The 20,808-nt window shown below is 66.5% G+C and carries 22 protein-coding genes; 9 read left to right on the forward strand and 13 right to left on the reverse strand.

The features are described from left to right. Window positions 1-45: 45 nt before the first annotated feature. On the forward strand, window positions 46-216 hold the full coding sequence (locus ACXR2W_RS12025; protein WP_083879225.1) for a DUF3117 domain-containing protein: 171 nt from the start codon (window positions 46-48) through the stop codon (window positions 214-216). An 80-nt stretch (window positions 217-296) separates the two neighbouring features. On the opposite strand, the gene ACXR2W_RS12030 is transcribed toward ACXR2W_RS12025, so the two are convergent. Further along, the gene (locus ACXR2W_RS12030; protein WP_458814887.1) at window positions 297-929 is read right to left on the reverse strand and encodes an O-methyltransferase; all 633 of its coding nucleotides are present in this window, start codon (window positions 927-929) and stop codon (window positions 297-299) included. A 123-nt stretch (window positions 930-1,052) separates the two neighbouring features. Here ACXR2W_RS12030 and ACXR2W_RS12035 point away from each other — a divergent pair, with 123 nt between their 5' ends. Then, window positions 1,053-1,418, forward strand: coding sequence for a twin-arginine translocase TatA/TatE family subunit (locus ACXR2W_RS12035; RefSeq protein ID WP_458814952.1), 366 nt, complete (start codon window positions 1,053-1,055; stop codon window positions 1,416-1,418). Window positions 1,419-1,467: 49 nt separating this feature from the next. Here the strand turns inward: ACXR2W_RS12035 and ACXR2W_RS12040 are convergent, their stop codons facing one another. Genes ACXR2W_RS12040 through ACXR2W_RS12050 form a run of 3 tightly spaced genes read right to left on the reverse strand, consistent with a single transcriptional unit; the run spans window position 1,468 to window position 4,410 of the window. Next, complete coding sequence (locus ACXR2W_RS12040) at window positions 1,468-2,619, reverse strand: Mrp/NBP35 family ATP-binding protein (RefSeq protein WP_458814885.1); 1,152 nt, start codon at window positions 2,617-2,619, stop codon at window positions 1,468-1,470. After that, a complete protein-coding gene (locus ACXR2W_RS12045; protein WP_458814883.1) occupies window positions 2,603-3,145 on the reverse strand; it encodes a DUF1003 domain-containing protein in 543 nt (180 codons plus the stop codon). Before ACXR2W_RS12045 ends, ACXR2W_RS12040 begins: the two co-directional genes overlap by 17 nt. After that, window positions 3,142-4,410: a magnesium transporter MgtE N-terminal domain-containing protein gene (locus ACXR2W_RS12050; protein WP_458814881.1), complete on the reverse strand. Its 1,269-nt coding sequence runs from the start codon at window positions 4,408-4,410 to the stop codon at window positions 3,142-3,144. Before ACXR2W_RS12050 ends, ACXR2W_RS12045 begins: the two co-directional genes overlap by 4 nt. A gap of 109 nt (window positions 4,411-4,519) precedes the next feature. Between ACXR2W_RS12050 and ACXR2W_RS12055 the strand changes: the two genes are divergently transcribed. Beyond that, on the forward strand, window positions 4,520-5,671 hold the full coding sequence (locus ACXR2W_RS12055; protein WP_458814879.1) for a YncE family protein: 1,152 nt from the start codon (window positions 4,520-4,522) through the stop codon (window positions 5,669-5,671). A gap of 51 nt (window positions 5,672-5,722) precedes the next feature. Continuing rightward, window positions 5,723-6,238 (forward strand): YflT domain-containing protein, encoded by a 516-nt coding sequence (locus tag ACXR2W_RS12060; protein WP_458814877.1) that lies wholly within the window; start codon window positions 5,723-5,725, stop codon window positions 6,236-6,238. 297 nt (window positions 6,239-6,535) lie between these two features. On the opposite strand, the gene hrpA is transcribed toward ACXR2W_RS12060, so the two are convergent. Further along, on the reverse strand, window positions 6,536-10,495 hold the full coding sequence (gene hrpA / locus ACXR2W_RS12065; protein ID WP_458815253.1) for an ATP-dependent RNA helicase HrpA: 3,960 nt from the start codon (window positions 10,493-10,495) through the stop codon (window positions 6,536-6,538). Between the two features lie 78 nt (window positions 10,496-10,573). On the opposite strand from hrpA, the gene ACXR2W_RS12070 reads away from it, so the two are divergent. Both ACXR2W_RS12070 and argG read left to right on the forward strand, forming a co-directional pair. Then, entirely contained in the window at window positions 10,574-11,410 is an 837-nt protein-coding gene (locus ACXR2W_RS12070; protein WP_458815251.1) for an aldo/keto reductase, read from the forward strand. A gap of 93 nt (window positions 11,411-11,503) precedes the next feature. Then, on the forward strand, window positions 11,504-12,925 hold the full coding sequence (gene argG / locus ACXR2W_RS12075; protein WP_458815249.1) for an argininosuccinate synthase: 1,422 nt from the start codon (window positions 11,504-11,506) through the stop codon (window positions 12,923-12,925). Window positions 12,926-13,001: 76 nt separating this feature from the next. On the opposite strand, the gene ACXR2W_RS12080 is transcribed toward argG, so the two are convergent. Then, window positions 13,002-13,250 carry a WhiB family transcriptional regulator gene (locus ACXR2W_RS12080; RefSeq protein WP_026139613.1) on the reverse strand — a complete coding sequence of 83 codons (249 nt, stop codon included), beginning with the start codon at window positions 13,248-13,250 and terminating at the stop codon, window positions 13,002-13,004. A gap of 192 nt (window positions 13,251-13,442) precedes the next feature. Here ACXR2W_RS12080 and ACXR2W_RS12085 point away from each other — a divergent pair, with 192 nt between their 5' ends. Continuing rightward, window positions 13,443-13,847: a hypothetical protein gene (locus ACXR2W_RS12085; RefSeq protein ID WP_458815246.1), complete on the forward strand. Its 405-nt coding sequence runs from the start codon at window positions 13,443-13,445 to the stop codon at window positions 13,845-13,847. A gap of 70 nt (window positions 13,848-13,917) precedes the next feature. Here the strand turns inward: ACXR2W_RS12085 and bcp are convergent, their stop codons facing one another. The 3 genes from bcp to aroA are packed head-to-tail and all read right to left on the reverse strand — an operon-like array spanning window position 13,918 to window position 16,874. Next, complete coding sequence (gene bcp / locus ACXR2W_RS12090; protein ID WP_458815244.1) at window positions 13,918-14,397, reverse strand: thioredoxin-dependent thiol peroxidase; 480 nt, start codon at window positions 14,395-14,397, stop codon at window positions 13,918-13,920. A gap of 18 nt (window positions 14,398-14,415) precedes the next feature. Beyond that, window positions 14,416-15,465, reverse strand: coding sequence for a ribosome small subunit-dependent GTPase A (gene rsgA, locus ACXR2W_RS12095; RefSeq protein ID WP_458815242.1), 1,050 nt, complete (start codon window positions 15,463-15,465; stop codon window positions 14,416-14,418). After that, on the reverse strand, window positions 15,462-16,874 hold the full coding sequence (aroA, locus tag ACXR2W_RS12100; protein WP_458815240.1) for a 3-phosphoshikimate 1-carboxyvinyltransferase: 1,413 nt from the start codon (window positions 16,872-16,874) through the stop codon (window positions 15,462-15,464). Before aroA ends, rsgA begins: the two co-directional genes overlap by 4 nt. A 63-nt stretch (window positions 16,875-16,937) precedes the next feature. Between aroA and ACXR2W_RS12105 the strand changes: the two genes are divergently transcribed. After that, window positions 16,938-17,543 carry a sigma-70 family RNA polymerase sigma factor gene (locus ACXR2W_RS12105; protein WP_458815238.1) on the forward strand — a complete coding sequence of 202 codons (606 nt, stop codon included), beginning with the start codon at window positions 16,938-16,940 and terminating at the stop codon, window positions 17,541-17,543. Next, window positions 17,540-17,788 carry an anti-sigma factor family protein gene (locus ACXR2W_RS12110; RefSeq protein ID WP_458815236.1) on the forward strand — a complete coding sequence of 83 codons (249 nt, stop codon included), beginning with the start codon at window positions 17,540-17,542 and terminating at the stop codon, window positions 17,786-17,788. The genes ACXR2W_RS12105 and ACXR2W_RS12110 overlap by 4 nt, the downstream gene beginning before the upstream one ends. Here ACXR2W_RS12110 and ACXR2W_RS12115 read toward each other — a convergent pair. The 4 genes from ACXR2W_RS12115 to ACXR2W_RS12130 all read right to left on the reverse strand — a co-directional run bounded on the left by ACXR2W_RS12115 (window position 17,778) and on the right by ACXR2W_RS12130 (window position 20,757). After that, entirely contained in the window at window positions 17,778-18,494 is a 717-nt protein-coding gene (locus tag ACXR2W_RS12115) for a tyrosine-protein phosphatase (RefSeq protein ID WP_458815234.1), read from the reverse strand. The two genes, ACXR2W_RS12110 and ACXR2W_RS12115, sit on opposite strands and share 11 nt — an antisense overlap. Window positions 18,495-18,560: 66 nt before the next feature. Next, entirely contained in the window at window positions 18,561-19,514 is a 954-nt protein-coding gene (locus tag ACXR2W_RS12120; RefSeq protein WP_458815232.1) for an alpha/beta fold hydrolase, read from the reverse strand. Between the two features lie 20 nt (window positions 19,515-19,534). Next, window positions 19,535-19,891 carry a Fe-S oxidoreductase gene (locus ACXR2W_RS12125; RefSeq protein WP_458815230.1) on the reverse strand — a complete coding sequence of 119 codons (357 nt, stop codon included), beginning with the start codon at window positions 19,889-19,891 and terminating at the stop codon, window positions 19,535-19,537. Next, the gene (locus tag ACXR2W_RS12130) at window positions 19,888-20,757 is read right to left on the reverse strand and encodes an arginase family protein (protein WP_489948855.1); all 870 of its coding nucleotides are present in this window, start codon (window positions 20,755-20,757) and stop codon (window positions 19,888-19,890) included. The genes ACXR2W_RS12125 and ACXR2W_RS12130 overlap by 4 nt, the downstream gene beginning before the upstream one ends. Window positions 20,758-20,808 lie beyond the last annotated feature (51 nt).

Genomic DNA, 20,808 nt, shown 5'->3' on the forward strand with positions numbered 1-20,808 from the left:
CCAGATAAACTGGTGAATGAACCACCAACAATGCGAGGAGGCGTCATGGCTGCAATGAAACCGAGGACCGGGGACGGACCCATGGAAGCGGTGCGTGAGAGCCGGCTGATTGTCGTGCGTGTACCGCTCGAGGGCGGCGGTCGCCTCGTGGTCTCGGTCAACAACGAAGAAGCGGCCGAGCTACGCGACGTACTCGCGGCGGTGCTTGACGGCTAGCACTGCTCGAAGCACTAACAAAGGGCCCGAAACTCGTGTGAGTTTCGGGCCCTTTGTGGTCCGCGCGGTGAGCGTGCCAGCTAGCCGTCGAGCCGTACGAGGGTGAGCAGCCCGTCGCCGGCGGGCGAGAGCGCGGGCGCGATCGCGGGGGAGTCGGCTACGATCGCGAGCAGATCGCGCATGGCCTGCGTGGCAGCGTCACGGGAGGCGGGATCCGGCACCCGACCGTGGGCGAAGGCGCTGGGGATCGCGATGAGACCGCCGGGCCGCACAACCCCGAGGGCGTATTCAAAGTGCTCAAGCATCTGGGTCGGGTTCGCGTCGATGAGCACCAGGTCGTAGGAGGCGAGATTGAGCCGCGGCATAACGTGACGCGCATCGCCTTCAATGAGGCGCAGCCGCGACGCCGTCACTCCCGCGCTCGCAAAGTTTGCACGCGCCTCGCGCAGGTGCTCTGGCTCGAGCTCGATCGAGGTGAGGGTGGCCTGGTGGGCGTGTCGCAGAAGCGATAGCCCGCTCACACCTACGCCGGTGCCGATCTCGCAAATCGCGGCCGCGCGCATCACGGTCGCGTAGCCGGCCAGGTGGGCTGCGACCGAGCGGCTCACGGGCTCGATGCCCAGCTCGAGCGACATGCGGCGCGCGGCGATCACGGCCTCGGTCTCTGCCGGGTACTGCTCGGCAAACTGCCAGTTGCGCTCGATCTTGCTCAATGGTCCTCCGGATCAGGTGCGCGCGGCCCACCCGGGCCGCGCGATACATTCGGTTCTAGCGTAGAGGTTTACGGGCGCGTGCGTGTGGGATTCTCGCTCGCGGGCGCGGCGCGCTACGATGGCATGGTGTTTGGGCTCTCGTTCGAAAAGGTATTGATCATTCTGGTGATCGCCGCGTTTGTGCTGGGCCCCGAGCGCATTCCGCTCTACGCCAAGAAGCTTGGCGAGCTCGTGCGGGGGCTGAAGCGCATGGCGGACGGCGCGAAAGACCGGCTGCGTGACGAGATGGGCCCCGAGTTCGACGAGGTCGACTGGCGTCAGCTCGACCCGCGGCAGTACGATCCGCGCCGGATCATTCGCGACGCGCTCGTCGAAGACGAACGCGAGGCGCGGGCAGCGGCACGCAAGGAGCGGGTGGCTGAGGCCCGCCGCGAGCGCGAGGCGCGGGCGGGCGATGGCACGCTGCGCTTTGACGACGAAGCTACCTAGACGTACCAGGCGTGGTCGTCGCGGTCGCAGAGCTGCTATCGCACAGCCGCTACCGCACGCTGAGGCCGAGCTTGCGCCCGGCGAGGCCGCGCCCCGACACCGCGAGCTGCGCGGCGATCTCTCGTACAGCCTGCGCGGCGGGGTCATGTGCGAGCGTGAGCACCGCCGGATCGCCCGCATCGCCCGCCTCACGAAACGCGGGGCTGAGGGGCACGCTACCCAAGAGCGGCACCTCGGGGTGTTCATCGTCGCGCAGTCGTGAGCAGACCAACCTGCCGCCACCCGATCCAAATACGTCAATGACGCTGCCGTCGGGCTGCACCAGCCCCGCCATATTCTCGATCACGCCGATGACCTTTTGGCCCGTCTGACGGGCGACGAGGGCGCTGCGCACGGCGACGTCTGCCGCGGCCTCCTGCGGAGTGGTGATGACGAGCACCTCAGCCTGAGGCAGCAGTTGGCCCACACTGATTGCGATGTCTCCCGTTCCCGGGGGCAGATCGAGCAGCAGAAGATCCAGGTCACCAAACCACACATCGCGCAAGAACTGCTCAATGGTGCGGTGCAGCATGGGGCCGCGCCACGATACCGCCGTGGTGCGGGGATCGGCGTCCCCCAAGAACATGCCGATCGAGATCACTTTGACGCCGTGCGCCACGGGCGGCACGATCATGTCGTCGACCCGGCTCGGCTGCGCGACCTGCCCGTCGCGGCTGAGCCCCATAATGCCCGGGATCGAGAACCCAAACACATCGGCGTCGACGAGCCCGACGCGCAGCCCCTGGGCCGCGAGCGCGACCGCGAGTCCCGCGGTGAGCGAGGACTTACCTACCCCGCCCTTGCCGCTCGTGACCGCGATCACGCGGGTGAGGGAGTCGGGGCCAAACTGCTGGGGCCGCGTGGCCCGGTCACCGCGCACCAGCTCGACGAAGGCGCGTCGCTCTGCGGGGGTCATCACCCCCACGTCGATGGTGGCCGCCGTCACTCCCGGGGTGCCCGTGACCGCGGCGGTGACGTCGTCTTCGATGCGGCGGGCGGCGGGGCAGCCCGCAATGGTCAGGCTAATCGCGACGCGGGCGCGACCGTCGTCATCGACCGTGATCTCACCGACCATGCCGAGCTCAGTGATCGGGCGCAGAATCTCAGGATCCTGCACGCGCGCGAGCGACGCGAGAATATCGGCCTTAGTGGGGTGTGACATCGGTTCCTTTTTCGGGGGTCGTGGTTGGTTCATCCGCGAGCTCGGCGAGCAGCGCCCGCAGCTCGGCGCGCACAAACTCTCGATCCGGCAGGTCTTTCAGCGCGAGACGCAGCGCGACGACCTCGCGCGCGAGAAATTCGGTGTCGGCCAGGTTGCGTTCGGCACGCTGGCGATCCTGCTCGATCTGCACGCGCTCGCGGTCATCTTGCCGGTTTTGTGCGAGCAGGATCATGGGGGCCGCGTACGAGGCCTGCAGCGAGAGGATCAGGGTGAGGGCCGTGAACCCGAGCGCGGCGGAGTCGAAGCGAAACTCTTCGGGGCCGACCGTGTTCCAGGTGAGCCAGGCCACGCACACGAGCGTGAGCACGAGCAAGAACCAGGGCGTGCCCATGCCGCGTGCAATGCCCTCGGTCCAGCGGCCGAAGCGCTCGTTGTTGCCGTGACCCGTGCCGCCCGTGGCACGTGTGCTGCGGCCGCGCGAGGTGAGCGGCGAGTCGAGCGGGCCGCTGCGTTTGAAAAGCCTCATGGCGTGACCCCCTGCGGTTCGTCGTCGGCGTGCCGCCAGTCGTCAGGCAGCAGGTGATCGAGCACGTCGTCAACGGTCACAACGCCCACGAGACGGCCCTGGTCATCGATGACCGGCATCGCGACGAGGTCATAGCTCGCGAGCCTGCGCGACACCTCGGCGGCGCTCGCGTGCACCGAGACCGCCTCGATCTCGGTGTCGATGAGTGAAGCGAGACGTTCGTGGGGTGGAAATCGCAGCATGCGCTGAAAATGCGCCATGCCGAGGTATTCACCCGTGGGGGTTTCGTAGGGCGGGTGCGTCACATACACCGCCGAGGCCATGGCGGGGGCGATCTCTGCGCGGCGAATCATGGCGAGCCCCTCGGCGACGCTAGATTCCCCCGACAGCACGATAGGTGACGGGCTCATCAGGCCGCCCGCGGTGTCGGCGTCGTACTCGAGCAGGCGCCGTACATCTTCGGCCTCCTCTGGCTCCATCAGGTCGAGCAGCTCCTCGCCCTTGGCGGCGGGCAGCGCCGCAATCAGGTCGGCGGCGTCGTCGGGCTCCATGTGGTCGAGAATGTCGGCGGTGCGGTCTTGTGGCAGCAGCGCGAGCAGGGCGAGCTGGTCTTGTTCGCCCATTTCTTCGAGCGCATCGGCGACGCGGTCGTCGGCGAGTTCGCCGATCACCTCGACCATGCGAGGCTGCTGCAGCTCGAGCAACGCCTCGGCAAGGTCGACGGGTTTCAGATCAACCAGGGTTTGAATCAGCAGCTCGGCCGAACGAGTGCCGGGGGTTGCGCTTGGCAAGCGCGCCTCACTCCACTTCACGATGCGCGACTCTGCGCGTGCGAATGGGGCGGTAGAGCGGTGCAGCTTCACAAACAGTTCGGTGACGAGCCACTCACCGGTGCGCCCACGCTCGATCGCGGCGTCTTCGATGCGCGCCCGCTGGGTAGGTCCCCCCGCGTGCGCCGGGCCCAGATGCACCTCGCGCCCGATGAGCTCGGCGATCATGCGGGTTTCTCCGCCGCGCTGTTCGAACCTGCGCACGTTAATGAGACCGGTCGCGATCACCTGGCCCGAGCCGATTGAAGTGACGCGGCTAATGGGCACGAACACCCTGCGTTTACCAGGAATCTCGACGATGAGACCGACGACGCGGGGTGCGCCTGCGGCACGAAACACCACCAGCACGTCTCTTACCTTGCCGATCCGGTCACCCGCCGGATCAAAGACGCCCCGGCCTGCGAGACGCCCGACAAACACCCTCGAAGTAGTCACCCCTCTAAGTTACCGCGCCGCGCGTGCGTTAGCGCCCCCAGCGATAGTACGGCTGCAGATGTTTTCGAATCAACAGCGGTCGCGCAGGCTCGCACGTCAGAATGGCGGCATGCCAACTCTTAGGTTTATGCGCCGTAGCTTGCTCGCATTACCGCTTCTCGCGGGTCTCGCGCTCGCAGGCTGCGCGGCCGAGCCGACCCCCACCTCGCCGTCAGCTCCGGTGGCGAAACCCCAGGCCGACCCGACGCCTAACGCTCACGCCGACACCGAAGCATCCGAAGAGCTGATCGTCGTCACCCTCGCGCGCGGCGACGAGATCGCACTCGTTGATCCGGCACGTGAAGGGGCCGTGGAGACGGTCACCGTGGGGGCCGCGCCGTGGGGCGTGAGCGTGCACGGTGACACCGCGTACGTCACCACGGCCGAGGGGCTCGCCGTGGTCGACCTTGAGCGGCGCGAGCGCGTAGCGCTTGTGCCGTACCTGCACCCGACGGCCGAGCGGTCGACGGGGGAGTACCGGCCGGGCGGGCTGGGGGTCGCGGCCGCCCCCGATGGCAAGCGGGTCTACGCGGCCGTGACCGCGGGCGACGGTGCGTTCTATCTCGAGGCGTATGACACGGGCACGGGGCAGTTTGTGGGGTCAGTGCCGGTGGGGCTACGCCCCTTCGACGTGCTCGTCGCTCCCGACAACTCGTGGGCGGCGACGGTCGACCACGACGGCTTCACGGTGAATGTTGTCAACGCCCAGACCCTCACAACGAGAGCGTATGAGGTAGCACCGTTTGGCACCGAGGGCGGCTTGGCCTCGTGGGAGAAACCACACTACGGGGCGGTTGACGCTGCAGGCCAGATCCTGTTGCCGTACCAGGGCGAGGTGGTCGTGACGCTCGACCCCGCGACGGGCAAGATGACTGAGCAGGCGAGCGCCGCAAACTCGCACGCTCACGGCACCGCGCTCGCGGGCCGCCGCCTGCTCACCGTCGGCACCGGATCATTTGGTAGTGCGACGGGGCAGTCGAACCTGTCGATTCTCGACCTTGACACGGGCGACGAGCAGCTCGTAGCGCTCGACGTGCCGCACGAGACCGTAGCGGTGTGGAAAGACGCCAGCGGCCGCGAGTTTGCTGCCGTCGCGGGCGGCAACACCCGTGATGCGGGGTGGGACGGCGTGACGCTCGTGGCGCTTGACGACCTGAGCGTGCGTGAGCTCCCGCTGCCGGGGTACCCGCAGGCGATTGCCAGCTACACGCCGCAAGTCTGAGACATGCGGTGTCACAGACCAATTTCGTAACCGCTGTGGAAGAATCAAAACATGAGTAACCCAGTGACACCTTCTTCCCGTCGCCAGCAGATGATGATGCCCGAGCTGCCGACGGGTGAGGTCGTGTCGACCTACGACCGCTACGAAGACGCGAAGCACGCGGTCGACGTGCTCGCGCGCTCGGGGTTTCCGGTGCAGCAGGTGAGCATTCTGGGTAACGACCTGCGCAGCGTTGAGCGTGTCACCGGCCGCCTCACCTACAGCCGTGTCGCCCTGATGGGGGCGCTCTCAGGCGCGTACCTGGGCCTGTTTCTCGGGCTACTGCTGTTCATCTTTCAGCCCGACAACACCGCGATTGTGGGCGTGTTTCTCGCGGCCGTCGTGATTGGTGCAGGCTTTGGCATGCTGTTTGGGGTGCTGTCGTACGCGATGAACCGTAACCGCCGCGACTTCTCGTCGGTGATGCAGATGGTGGCGACTCGCTACGACCTCTTGACCGAGCCTGAGCTGCTGCACGACGCGCGGCGCATTCTCTCGGGCGGTGCTGACGAAGCAGACACCGAGTAGGTTACTCGAACAGCTACGCCAGCGACGGTGGAGCGGTGGGGCGGTGGGGCGAGGGGGCTGGGGCCGCCGCTCTCCGGTCGCGTCGACTTCGTCGCCGCTCCTGCCAGGCCCAACCAACCGGCGGCCCCAGCCCCCTCGCCCCACCGCTATCCCTCGCGTCGGCTTCGCCGCCGCTCTTGCCAGGCCCAGCCAATCGGCGGCCCCAGCCCCTCGCCCCACCGCTCTCCGGTCGCGCAGGCGCAGCCGCCGCTCCTGCCAGGCCCAACCAATCGGCGGCCCCAGTCCCTCACCCCACCGCTATCCCTCGCGCAGCAGTTTCTGAATACGCTGCGCTGAGACAGGCTCGGCGGTGCGCAGCTGCTGCGCGAAGAGGCTTACACGCAGTTCTTCAATGAGCCAGCGCGCGTGCACCAGCTTCGCGGGGGTGCCGCTAGGCAAGGGGATCTTGCCGCCCGAGTCAGAGAACAGGACCAGCATACGGTCGACCTCGTTTTGCCAGGCGCGGTCGCGGCCCGGGTTCTCGGTGAGGCCGCGCATGCGTAGACACAGCGCCTCGAGGTAGACGGGCAGACGCGTGAGCTGCGCAAGCCCCGTGTGCGACACGAAGCCGTCGTACACAAGCCCCTCGACCTGTTTTGCCGCGTCGGCGACCTGGCCAAGCACCTGAATCGACTTCGCCTGATCAATGGCTTTGCGGGCGAGACGCACCCCGTCGAGCGTCTTCGCGGTCAGCGCGATCGCCCCGTACACCGCGTCGATGAGCGACCGCGCATACTCGTTCGCGATGCGCTCAAACTCTTCTTCCGACCAGACGAGCCCGTCGGGTGCGTGTTTACGAATCGCGGCGTCTGCGACCGCGAGCGAAACGTCGGCAATCGCGGCGTCGAGGCTGCGGTAGGGGCCCGCCCCGAGCAGCAGCTTCTCTTGGTTTGAAAGGTGTTCACGAATGTAGCTCGCGGGCGAGGGCGAGCTGAGCACGAGCAGCCGGCGTATGCCTCGCCGCGACACACGCTCCTGCTCTGCCTGGTCGGCAACGAGCACCAGATCGACGCTCGTGCGCCGGTCCACGATCGCCGGGTACGCGCGCACGACGCCCGCCCCCGGCCCCCGGCCCTTTGCGTACGCCGTGTCGACGTGCTTGGGCAGCGTGCCGAACGTCCAAGTCGTGACGTTCTTGCGTTCAAGCTCGCTCTTGGGCAGCGCTGCAGCCGCCACCTTGGCGACGCCCTGCGTCGCCTGCTGCTTGTGCGCGGCCTTCAGGTCGCCCAGGTTCTTGCCGGTGCCGATCGTCTTGCCGCGGCCGTCCACGACCCTGAACGTGGGGGTGAGGTGCGCAGGCAACCGATCCGGATCAAAATCATCTGCGCTCACCGGCACGCTCGTGCGGCGCCGGATCTCTGTCGCGAGGAGCGCCGTGAGCGCGGGCGCCTCAGCACCCTGACCGCGTTCGAGCTGGGGCTCGATTGCGGCGAGCAGCGTGCGCGCCCAGTCGGCCGCGGGTACGACGTGCTTGCGAATCTGCTTGGGCAGCGTCTTGATGAGCGCCGTGACGAGGTCTTGGCGAAGGCCAGGGACAAGCTTCTCGAAGTCGGCCTCGTCGAGGCGTGGCAAGAGCGGCAGCGGCACGTTGACGGTGACCCCGTCGTCTTCGGCTGTCGGATCGAAGCGATATTTGAGGCGAAGTCGCTGGTCGCCGTGCTGCCACTCGCGTGGAAACTCCTGCTCGTCGACCGCCTCGGCTTCGTCTTCGAGGAGGTCCTCGCGCTTCAAGTGCAAGAATTGCGGGTCGGTGAGCCGTTTCTTCTTCCACCAGCCTTCGAAGCTGCGGGTCGAAAAGATGTCTTGGGGGATGCGCTGATCGTAGAACTCAAAGATCGATTCGTCGTCGCTCACGATGTCGCGGCGGCGGGTGCGCTCCTCGAGCTGCTCGAGTTCGCGGCGCAGCTGCCTGTTTGCGCGATCGAAGGCCTGCGGCGAATCCCAGTCGCCGTCAACGAGTGCGTGGCGAATGAACAGTTCGCGCGCGTGCGGCTGATCGAAGCGGGCGAGTTGCACGCGGCGACGCTCGACTATCGCGACGCCGTAGAGCGTGACGCGCTCGTACGCGACCGCGGCGCCCTGGGTCTTTTCCCAGTGCGGCTCAGAGTACTGCCGTTTCGCGAGCGGGCCCGCGAGCTCCTCGGCCCAGGCCGGGTCGACGACGGCGTTACCGCGGGCGAACAGCCTGGACGTCTCGACGAGCTCGACGCTCATCACCACCTCTGGTGGTTTCTTTGCGAGCACCGAGCCGGGGTAGAGCACAAACCGTGTGCCGCGCGAGCCCACGAACTCCTGCGCGGGCTTACGTTTGGTGGCACCACCGACCGCGCTGCGGCCCGCCGGCTGCCTGCGGTCTTGCTTATCGTCTCGCACGCCCAGCTGCGACAGCAGCCCCGCGAGAATGGAACGGTGGATCGCCTCGCTCGAGCCGCCCGACTGGGCGTCGGCCGCAGCGCTAGCGCTCACATCGGGGGAATTTACGGCAGGGCGGTCAGCGTCGCGCTTCACCCCCGCGATGCGCGAGATCTGACGGTAGAGGTCCATCCACTCACGCACACGCAAGAAGTTTAAGTACTCGGCCTTGCACATACGCCGAAACGCGCTCGACGACCGCTCCCGCTGCTGCTCTTGCAGGTAGTTCCAGAGGTTGAGCAGCGACGACAGGTCGCCGTGCGGGTCGTTAAACCGTGCGTGCAGCTCATCGGCGCGACCGCGCTCGGCCTGGGGGCGCTCGCGCACGTCTTGAATGGTGAGGCCCGCCACGATGGCGAGCACCTGGGGCACGACGCCCTGTTTGCGTGCTTCGACCACCATGCGCGCAAACCGCGGCTCGATGGGTAGCCGCGACAGTTCGCGGCCGATTTTCGTGATGCGGTGGGTGGCTCCCGATGCCGGGCGCTTACCGCGAGCCGCCTCGACGGCGCCGAGCTCTGCGAGCAGCCCCAGCCCGTCGGCGATGCCGCGCTGGTCAGGAGGGGTGAGAAACGGGAACGCTGCGACGTCGCCGAGCCCGAGCGACAGCATCTGCAAGATCACCGACGCGAGCCCGGTGCGACGCACCTCCGGCTCGGTGAACTCGGGGCGCGAGAGGTAATCTTCTTCGCTGTACAGTCGCAGAGCGATACCGGGGCTCGTGCGACCCGATCGGCCCGAACGCTGGTTGGCGCTCGCCTGCGAGACCGCCTCGATGGGCAGCCGCTGCACCTTGCTCTTCGCGCTATAGCGCGAGATGCGAGCCGTGCCAGCATCGATCACGTAGCGAATACCGGGCACGGTGAGTGACGTCTCGGCCACGTTCGTGGCGAGCACGAGCCGGCGCGCGCCCTGCGTGCCGCGCTCGAAGACGCGGTGCTGCTCAGCCGCGCTCAGCCGGCCATACAGCGGCAGCACCTCGGTGCGCGCGCCGCGCGCGGTGCGACGCAGGTGGCCCGAGAGAGCATCGGCGGCGTCGCGAATCTCGGCCTCGCCCGAGAGGAACACGAGCACATCGCCGGGAGCCTCGCGGCCAAGCTCATCGACGCCCTGACAGATCGCGTCGAAAAGGTCCCGCTCTTCAGTGCGCGTCTTAGGGGCCCCGCCGCGCGGATCCGGCACCTCGATCTGTTCGATCAGCGGCCGATAGCGCACCTCGACCGGAAAGGTGCGCCCCGAAACCTCGATGATGGGCGCGGGCTCGCCCGTTTTGACGTCGGCAAAATGCTGCGCAAACGACTCGGGGTCGATCGTTGCCGAGGTGATGATCACCTTGAGATCGGGGCGCCGGGGCAGCAGCGTCTTCAGGTAGCCGAGCAGAAAGTCGATGTTGAGCGAGCGCTCGTGCGCCTCATCGATGATGATCGTGTCGTAGCCTGTGAGGTCGCGGTCGCGGTGGATCGCATTCAAGAGGATGCCGTCGGTCATGAGCCGCACGCGGGTGTCGGCCGACACCTTGTCGGTAAATCGCACCTGGTAGCCGACGAGCCCGCCGAGCTCGCTGCCGAGTTCTTCGGCGATGCGCTCGGCGATCGTGCGCGCCGCGATGCGCCGGGGCTGGGTGTGCGCGATGCGTTCGCGGCCGAGCTCGAGTGCGATCTTGGGCAGCTGGGTCGTCTTGCCCGAGCCGGTCTCACCGGCCACAATAACGACCTGGTGATGCTTGATGGCGTCGCGAATCTCGTCGCGCATTTGCGAAACGGGAAGCTCTTCGGGGAACGAGATGTGGGGCAGATGCAGTGACATGTCGTCTCTAGTATCCCAGCGATTGCGCGCTCACACGCGACGTAGACTAAAAGCCGTACCGAATTCAAAGGAGACCGGGTGGCCAAGCTACAGATTCCCAACATCACACTCTTGAATGGAAGCAAGATTCCGCAGCTGGGGGTGGGCACGTACAAGCTTGACCCCGCCCAAACGCAAGAGCTGGTGGAAGACGCGCTCGAGCTTGGGTACCGGCACATCGATACCGCGATGCTGTATCACAATGAGGCAGGGGTGGGTGCTGCGATTGCCGCCAGCGGTGTGCCGCGTGAAGAGCTGTTTGTCACGACCAAACTGTGGAACAGTGACCAGACCAGAGCGGTGGCGGCATTCGAAGAAAGTCTTGAACGACTCGGGCTCGATCGGGTTGACCTGTACCTCATACACTGGCCGCAGCCCATGTACGGTGAGGCGCTGGGCGCGTGGAAAGACCTGATCAAGATCGCCGGCTCCGGTCGCGCCACCGCGATCGGTGTGTCCAACTTCGAGGTGTCAGACCTGCAAGAGCTGCTGAATGAAACAGGGGTCGTGCCAGCGGTGAATCAGATTGAGCTGCATCCCATGCACCAGCGACGCGAACTGCGCGAGTTTTGCGCCCGCTATGACATCGCCATTGAAGCCTGGAGCCCGCTGGCGCGCGGCCTCGAAGAATTGCTTGCCCACCAGGCGATTCAAGGAGCGGCCGAGGCGCTTCAGCGCACACCCGCGCAGGTGATCTTGCGCTGGCACCTGCAGCACAGAAACATTATTTTTCCCAAGACCACGCGTCGTGAGCGGCTCGCAGAGAATGCCAGCCTGTTCGACTTCGAGCTGTCTGAAACGCACATGGCGGCCATTGACGCGCTAGAAGCTGGCAGGAATACGGGATCTGACCCGCGCACCTTTGATAAACGATGATGTCTGGCAAGCATGCCCAAACGCGAAACTGGAGTTCGGATTGTGACCGGGCCGCGTTCGGCGCGAAGCTGATCGCGCCCTAGGATAGGAAGCATGTCCAAGGTTCTTTCTTCTCTTCCCGTGGGCGAGCGCGTCGGCATCGCCTTCTCTGGTGGTCTCGACACCTCGTGTGCGGTGGCCTGGATGCGCGAAAACGGCGCCATCCCCTGCACCTACACGGCCGATCTCGGCCAGTACGACGAGCCCGACCTCGATGGCGTTGCAGACCGCGCCAAAGAGTATGGCGCCGAGCTTGCTCGCCACATCGACGCCAAGCGCGCGCTGGTCGAGGAGGGCTTCGTCGCCCTGCAGACCGGTGCGTTCAACGTGCGCTCGGGCGGCAAGACGTACTTCAACACGACCCCCATCGGTCGCGCGGTCACGGGCACGCTGCTCGTGCGCGCGATGAAGGAAGACGGCGTCGACATTTGGGGCGACGGCTCCACCTACAAGGGCAACGACATCGAGCGGTTCTACCGGTACGGTCTGCTCGCTAACCCGAGCCTGCGCATCTACAAACCGTGGCTCGACAGCCAGTTCGTTGAAGAGCTCGGCGGCCGCCACGAGATGAGCGAGTGGCTCGTCGCACACGGCTACCCCTACCGCGACTCAACCGAGAAGGCGTACTCGACCGACGCCAACATCTGGGGTGCGAGCCACGAGGCCAAGGACCTGGAGTTCTTGAATGCCGGTCTCGATATCGTCGAACCGATCATGGGTGTTGCCGCGTGGCGCGAAGACGTTGAGGTGCTCACCGAAGAGGTGTCGGTGCGCTTCGAGGCGGGCCGCCCCGTCGCCATCAACGGTGAGGTGTTTGACGACCCGGTAGCGCTCGTCTACAAGGCCAACGAGATCGGTGGCCGCCACGGCCTGGGCATCTCTGACCAGATCGAGAACCGCATCATCGAGGCGAAGTCGCGCGGCATCTACGAGGCGCCCGGCATGGCACTGCTGCACATCACGTATGAGCGCCTCGTCAACGCGATTCACAACGAGAACACGCTGGCTTCGTACCACAACGACGGCCGCAAGCTCGGTCGCCTGATGTACGAGGGCCGCTGGCTGGACCCCGAGTCGCTGATGATGCGTGAGGCGCTGCAGCGCTGGGTCGGCTCGGCTGTGACGGGCGAGGTCACCCTGCGCCTGCGCCGCGGCGACGACTACACGATCCTCAACACCGAGGGCCCCAACTTGAGCTACCACCCCGAGAAGCTCTCGATGGAGCGCACCGTGGGGGCGGCGTTTGGTCCCGAGGATCGCATCGGTCAGCTGACCATGCGAAACCTCGACATCGCCGATTCGCGTGCTCGTCTCGAGCAGTACGCTTCGATCGGTCTCGTGGGCGGCCCGGTTGCCGAGCTCGTCGGCAAGCTCGAAGCGGGCGGCGCGGCCGAGATTGCAGACGCGGTCTCGGGCATCAGCGCTGATGGCGATGAGCTCGGCCTTGCGGCCGCGTTCGACGCAGGCACTGACTAGCGAGAACACAACAAGAGCCCCGGATCAATGATCCGGGGCTCTTGTTATACGCAGCTGGTGCGTGTGCAGCGTGCGCTTAGGAGGCGCGGCGTGCGCGTGCGGCGCGACGCTTCAGCGCACGACGCTCATCTTCGCTGAGGCCGCCCCAGACGCCCGAGTCCTGCCCGGTGTCCATCGCGTACTGCAGGCACATCTCGGTGACGGTGCAGCGTGCACAGACCGACTTTGCTCGCTCGATCTGCTCAACCGCCGGGCCGGTGTTTCCCACGGGGAAAAACAGCTCGGGGTCTACCGTGAGACACGCAGCCTCTTCGCGCCAATCCATCTTGATGATCTCCTCTTTTATGCACGCGCACGAGAGAGTTAGGCTAGGTAGCCTAGTACTCGCGCCGTAATTACCTGATACGTGGCTGAGAATGCTCACGTCGGTGTGCGCGAAACTCGACGAAATATATAGTTTCACGGAACCACGCGCAAATCAATAGGTAACTTGTAATTCATGAGAAAGAGAGCCGAAATGGTTTCGTCACCCGATGGACACCCGCGTTCGATCCTGGCGTGGATGGTGCTGAAAACGCTGCTCGCGATCGAAACCCTGGGGCTCGTGGCCGTCGTGGGCTTCACGATCGTGCATTCGATCACCGACGCTGGCGACACCGCGCAGAAAGTGAGCCTGGTGCTCATGAGCGCCGTATCGCTTGCCTGGGTTGCACTGACCTTGGCGGGCGCGGTGCGGGGCCGCGCGAGCTGGGTACGCAGCAGCGCGGTGGCGATTCACGTGCTCACCTTTGCGGGCGGCACGGGGTGCCTGCAGCTCGGCATCGGGCCGTGGTGGCTGGGCCTGGGCATCGTGGCGATCGCGCTGGTCGGGTTTGCCGCGGCGGTAATCGCACGGCCGGCGGTCGTGCACTTCGAAGAGTAGCGGCTGGCGGTCCGCCTACGTGGTGCCCGGGTTACTCGCCTGGCACCACGTAGAGACAAGTATGGTCAGGTTAGGCGTCGAGCCCAAGTAGCTTGCGCACGCGCGCCACGTGGCCTGTCGCCTTCACGTTGTAGAGGGCGTGCGCCACGTTGCCGTCGGCGTCGATGACGAACGTCGAGCGGATCACGCCCTCGATGATGCGGCCGTAGCTGTTCTTCGTTCCGAACGCGCCGTAGGCACGGTGCACGTCGAGCTCGACGTCGCTCAGCAGCGGGTAACCGAGCTCATCGCGGTCGGCAAACTTGCGCTGCTTCTCGATCTTGTCTCGCGAGATGCCGAGCACGCGCACGCCAGCGGCCTGCAGCGCTGCTTCAGCGTCACGAAAATCGCACGCCTCTTTCGTGCAGCCGGGCGTCATGGCGGCCGGGTAAAAGAACAGCACCACGGTCTCGCCGCGGTAGTCTGACAGGCTGCGCGTCACGCCGTCTTGGTCGGGGAGCGCAAACTCCGGGGCGGGCTGACCGGCTTCGAGAATCACACGTTCACTCATGCGGCCAGCCTATCGGCGTTACTTGAGCAGCCGGCGCAGCGACTCTACTCGTGCGGCCCCCGTCGCGTCGAGGTCACCACCTGCAATGGCGATGTTGAGTTCGCAGTCGGGGGCGTCCTCCTGGTGACTGCAACCGCGCGGGCACGCGTCGATAAGCTCTGAGAGGTCGGTGAAGCCGCGCAAGATCGCGTCGCCTGTGACATGGCCGAGGCCAAACGAGCGCACGCCCGGGGTGTCAATCACCCAGCCATGTTCGCCCGCCGCAGCACCCGGGGTGCCTGCCCTGAGCGCCACCGACGACGATGACGTGTGGCGGCCGCGCCCGGTGACCACGTTGACGTGGCCGATCGCGCGTTCGGCCTCGGGCACGAGCGCGTTGATCAGGGTCGATTTGCCGACGCCCGAGTGCCCCACGAACACGGTCGTCTTGCCCGCGAGCACCTCGCGAATCTCGTCGAGTGGCCACTCATCGAGGGCCGAACGAAACACCGGCACTTCGAGGGCCGCGAAGTGAGCGAGAAAGGGATCCGGATCAGCCAGATCGGTTTTCGTGATGCAGATGAGCGGCTGGATTCCGGCGTCATACGCGGCCACGAGATACCGATCGACGAGGCGCACGCGGGGTTCGGGGTTCGCCGCTGCGACGACAATGAGCATCTGGTCGGCGTTTGCGACCATGACGCGCTCGACGCGGTCGGAGTCGTCGGCGCTGCGGCGCAACAGCGTCGCACGCTCGTCGACGCGCACGATGCGTGCGAGGGATCCCTCGGCGCCCGACGTGTCACCCACGATCTGAACGCGGTCACCGATCACGATGGGGGTGCGGTGCAGCTCGCGAGCGCGTGCCGCCGTCACCTCGCGTTCGCTGGGGTTTGCCTGGTCGCTGCCCGCACGCACGAGCACCGCGTAACGCCCGCGATCGACGCCGGTCACCATCGCGGTGACCGACTCGGCGTGCTCGGGGCGGCGCTTAGTGCGCGGCTTGTTGGCCTTCGGGTTGGGGCGTACACGCACCCGGTCGGCATAGTCCTCGTAGGGGTCTACGCCGTCCTCGGGCAACCAGCTCATGCGGTGAAGCCCTGCAGAAACGGGTGCGGGTTGCCGGTGTTGCGGCCGAGCATGGCGTGCCATAGCTCAGGGAACTGGGGCAGCGTTTTCGAGGTGCACGCAATATCTTCGACCTCAATGCCGTCTACGACGAGACCGATAAGGGCGCCGGTGGTGGCAATGCGGTGATCGGCATAGCTGTGCCAGACCCCACCGTGCAGGGTCGCGGGGCGCACCTCAATGCCGTCCTCGAGTTCTTCGGCGTCACCGCCGAGCGCGCGAATCTCGTTCACGAGCGCTTCAAGTCGATTGGTCTCGTGGTGGCGCGTGTGGCCAATACCGGTGATGCGGCTGGTGTGGCCGTGCTGCGCCGCGAGCGCGGCGAGGCCCACGAATGTGGGTGAGAGTTCGCCGGCTTCAGGGATGTGTAGGGTCGCGCCGGTGAGCTCGCCCGTGCGACTCACGGTGAGGGCGCCGTCTGCTGAAAGCTCGACGGTCGCCCCAAACGACGTGAGGAGCGTGCGCAGCTGGTCGCCCACCTGAGTGGTTGCGGCTGGCCAGTCGGTGATCGTGACGCTGCCGCCTGCCGCCACTGCCGCAGACAGAAACGGGGCCGCGTTCGACAGGTCTGGCTCGAGACGCAGGTCATGCGCCGAGATTGGGCCGGGCTCCACACGCCACTCGCCGGTGGCCGGAGAAGAAGCCTGCACGCCGCGGGCGCGCAGCGCCTCGAGCGTCATCTCGATGTGCGGCACGCTCGGCAGGCGCTCGCCCGTGTGCACCACGTGCACGCCATTGGTGAACCGGGGAGCCACGAGCAGCAGCGCTGAGACGAACTGGCTCGAGAGCGAAGCGTCGACCTCGACGCGGCCACCCTCAAGCCCGCCCGCACCGTGCACGGTAAAGGGGAGTGCGCCGCGGCCCTCGTCGGAAATATCTGTGCCGAGCGCGCGCAGCGCGTCGAGCAGGGGCCGCATGGGCCGTTTGCGTGCGTAGGGGTCGCCGTCGAACGCGACGGGCCCGAGCGCGAGGGCTGCCACAGGGGGCACAAACCGCATAACGGTGCCGGCAAGCCCACACTCGATCGTGGTGGAGCCGGTGAGTTCGGTCGCCGGTGTGATGCGCAGGTCAGCGCCGAAAGCGCCTGTGCCCGGCACCTCATCGATGCGTGCGCCCAGCGCGCGCATCGCTTCGACCATGAGGTCGGTGTCGCGTGAGTGCAGCGGTGCGTGAAGTGTGCCGGGTGCGTCAGCGAGCGCCGAGAGAATAAGTTCGCGGCCGGTGAGGGACTTTGATGCTGGCAACTGCAGCCTGCCCGAAATGGGCGCGCTCGCGCGCGGCGCGACCCAGTGGGCTACTTCGCCCGCAAGGCTCTCACCTGACCCGACCTCGTCGCCGTCTTTACCCTGATTCATCTTTGCGATCAACATCACGCCCCAGTCTAGCCCGGCCGGGCTGAGCATGCCCGGCGGCGCTCGGGATAGGATCGCCGTGTGACCCAATCGACCACGCCCAACGAGCTGGAGCGTCGCTTCACGCAAGAGGCACTGCCCCTGCTCGATCAGCTGTACGGTGCCGCGATGAAGATGACGCGAAACCCGCAAGACGCGCAAGACCTGGTGCAAGAGACCTACCTGAAAGCGTTTGCGGCGTTCGAATCGTTCACTGAAGGAACGAACCTGAAAGCGTGGCTGTACCGAATTCTCACGAACAGCTACATCAACACGTACCGTAAGAAGCAGCGCGAACCGTACCTTGGGGTGGTCGAAGAACTCGAGGACTGGCAGCTTGGCGGGGCCGAATCAACGACGGCCATGTCAGCTCGTTCGGCCGAAGCTGAGGCGATCGATCGGGCCCCCGACTCGGTTGTCACGACGGCGCTCAACGCGCTGCCCGAAGACTTTCGCATTGCCGTCTATCTTGCAGACGTTGAGGGTTTTAGCTACCAAGAGATCGCCGACATTGCAGGGGTGCCCATCGGTACGGTGATGAGCCGCCTACACCGGGGCCGCGCGCGGCTGCGCAAAGCGCTGGGGGAATACGCTGCAGAACAGGGCGTTGGTATTGATAGAGACGCGAAGAAAGGAAATACGCGATGAGTGACTGCGACGGCGCCCAGGGAAAGCTCTATGAGCTGCTGCGCGGTGAGCTGTGCGCTGAAGAGTCAGCGCCGATTCGCGAGCACCTCGCGGGCTGCGATGACTGCCGGGGCGAGGAGCACGTGTGTCGCCAACTGACTGACGTTGTGAAGCGCGCCTGCATCGAAGAACGGGACAGCAACTGCCCGCCGAGTGAACTACGCGACGCGATTCTCGCGAATCTGAAGGGCCTCGCTACTTCGTAAAGCGCTGCTCGAGTGCTGCCAGGGTGCGATCGGTCACACCGGCCGTGCGCAAGTAATCGAGCACGCCTCCCCGTGCCTCGACCACCTGTGTGAGGGCGCGGTCAAGGGCGGCGGCGGGCGAAGCGCCCACGAGCCCCGCGATCGTGGGCGTCACGTCAACTCCGTAGCCGCGCAGCGCCTCGAGGTGGCTATCGAGCCACTCGCCGCTCAAGCGCGCCTGTGACTCCTCATAGTTCGTGAGCACGTCGTCACGGTCAACACCGAGCGCGAGCAGAGTGAGGGCTGCGATCGCGCCGGTGCGGTCTTTGCCCGCGGTGCAGTGAAACACCGTGGGGCCGCCCTCGGTGAGCATCGTGATGCCCGACGCGAGGGTGTCGGCGTGCTCCTCGTAGATCAGCTCGGTGAGCGAGTAGATGTCGAGCTTGCGCGTCACATGCGCTGCCGCGCTCGGAAAAATCGGATGCGCAACAAACTCGACACCCTGGGGTAGCGCGTCGGGCTGCGACTGTCGTTCAAGATCGTCACGCAGGTCGATGACGCGCGTCACGCCCAGTTCGGTGAGTTGCGCCCTACCGGTGTCGGTGAGGCGAGTGAGCGAGTCCGAACGAAAGAGCAACCCCACATCGGTGTGCTTGTCACCCGCTCGTAGCCCGCCCAGATCACGAAAGTTGTAGGTGCCCTCGATTGTAAGAACGTCGCTGTGCATAGCTCCCATTCTGGCAGACAGATGTGTCTTGGTGTGGGAGGCTGGCGGCCGGCGGCGGCCGCGCGACTACGCGAGCAGTTCGCGCACTGCCCGGGCGAGTTCGACGGGGCATGCCTCGTGCAGGTTGTGCGGGCCGGCAAGGCTCACGACGCGGCTGTCGGGTAGGCGCGTGCGCCACTCGGATTCGAGCTCGCCGGTGACAAGCCCAGATTCGGCCCGCACGAGCGACACGGGCACAGGCAGCTCCTTGAGCACGTCCCACAGGGGCGCGAACGCGTTGTCATCGGGCGACTTCGTGAGACCCGTGAGGTGCGCAAAGTGGTGCGTCCACTCGAGCCTACCGTCGGGCCTGTGGCGCGTATTCAGCGATACTCCGCGGGTGAGGGCGGCACGGTCCGACCCGATACCAAACGCGATTGCGCGCTCTACCATCTCATCCACGCTCTCAAACGACCGCTGCCCCTGAATGAACTCGGTGACACTGCCCGCATCGCGGCCCGGGCGCACTCCGGGCGTCATATCGACCAGGATCAGCTGGGTGACGCGATCCGGAGCTGCCGCGGCGAGCATCACGGCCGCAAGCGCGCCGAGCGAGTGCCCGAGAAGCACGTGGGGCCCCGGTGCGAGCTGGGTGAGCGCCGGGGCAAGGTCGGTCGCGAGCGTCGCCGGGCCGTAGTCGGCGTCTTCGCGCCACGAGCTGCGACCGTGGCCGGGCAGGTCGACCGCGAGGGCGGGCTCGCCGAGCGCGATGAGCATGGGGTCGAAGCTGTGCGCGTTCAGCCCCGCGCCGTGCAGTGCGACGAGGCGAGGCACGCGATCCGGCGCGAGGTGTGATGTGAACTTGATCGCCGCGATGCTGCGGCCGTCGAGCGATGGCGCACAGACGCGCAGCGCCCGGGGCGCCGAACCGCCGAGATCACCGCCAAGCTGGGCGACGCGCGCCGCGTCGGCCGCGAGAAACCGAAACTCATCTTCGAGCGCCGGGTCGTGAGTTGCGTCGGGGGTGTCGCTGGTGGCCATTGTGGCAGTTTAGTGGCCGTTTAGCGGCGCACGTAGCCGCCGTCTTCGAGGCCCGCTTCGATCTCGAAGCGGTTGCGCAGCGGGTTGCGGCCCGCGAGCGCGTAGAGCAGGGGGAGCGCGAGGCCGTAGTGGCGCCACTGAGTAACATGCACGCGCTCGTGCCGCAGCACCGCCGCAGACACGTTGTGACGCGTGAGATAGCAGGCGCCCACGCACGTGCCGCCGCGGCGAAACGCCCACTTGGGCATACCGCGAAACACCCACAGTCCGTCGATGCGCTCGATCTTGCCGGTGCTGAGCAGCGCGCCCCACACAAACCCGACGCAGGTGGCGTAGGCGAAGCCGAGTCGGGCAAGCGGCAGCGGGCGCGCGTTCACAGTGTGTGACCCGAGGTGAGGGCCGCGAGAATGCGCAGCACAGTGGGCAGGTCGTCTCCCGCGGTCTCGGCGTTCGTGGGGGCGAACTCGCAGATCGAGGCGCCCGCGAGGGGCAGCGTGCCGAGCACGTCGCGCAGCACGTGTGTCAGAGCGGCAACCTGCAAGCCAAACGGCACGGGGGCGTGCACCGACCCAAACTCAGACGGGTCGAGCACGTCGAGGTCAATGTGCACGTACACGTGGCTCGCGCCGGTGAGAGCAGCGGAGAGCGCCGCCGCGAGCGCGCCGGCGCGTGCACCGTCGCGCAGCGCTTCGAGCGCCTGCACGCCCACGGGTGAGATGCCCAGCCTGGCGAGCTCGTCGGCCTCTTCGGGGTCGTGGTCGCGGGTGCCCAGCAGCACGAGTCGATCGGTGCTGATCGGGTGGCTCGAACGCAGGTCTTCTGCGCCGTCGCCAAGCGCGTGCCGCAGCGTCATGCCCGACGCTGCGCCCGACGGTGAGGTGCTCGGATGCTGCAGATCTGGGTGCGCGTCAAACCACAGCACGGCAAGGTTCTCGCTGCCGTGCCGCCTCACAGCAGCTTCGAGCCCTGGTAGTGAGGTCGCGCAGTCACCGCCCAAAATAATGGGGGTGCCGGTGGCCTGGGCGAGCAGCTCACGCGCCGCATCGCGGGCGTGCATGAGGCTCGACAGCCTGGCTACGGGCGTTCCGAGGGCGTCGCCAGCCTCGAGCGGCACCGGCACATCAACGCGCGACTTACTGGGCAGGTCTTCGCGCAGCAGCTGCGCGCCCTCGGCCAGCCGCATCGCACGCGATGAGGCCGACCCTTGCCACTCTGGCATCACGAAAAAGACGGGCCTTGACATGAGCTACCTCGCTACGTTCGTTTGCTTGAAGCCGATACCCTTCATGCTACG

This window comes from Leucobacter faecis (assembly GCF_054456695.2).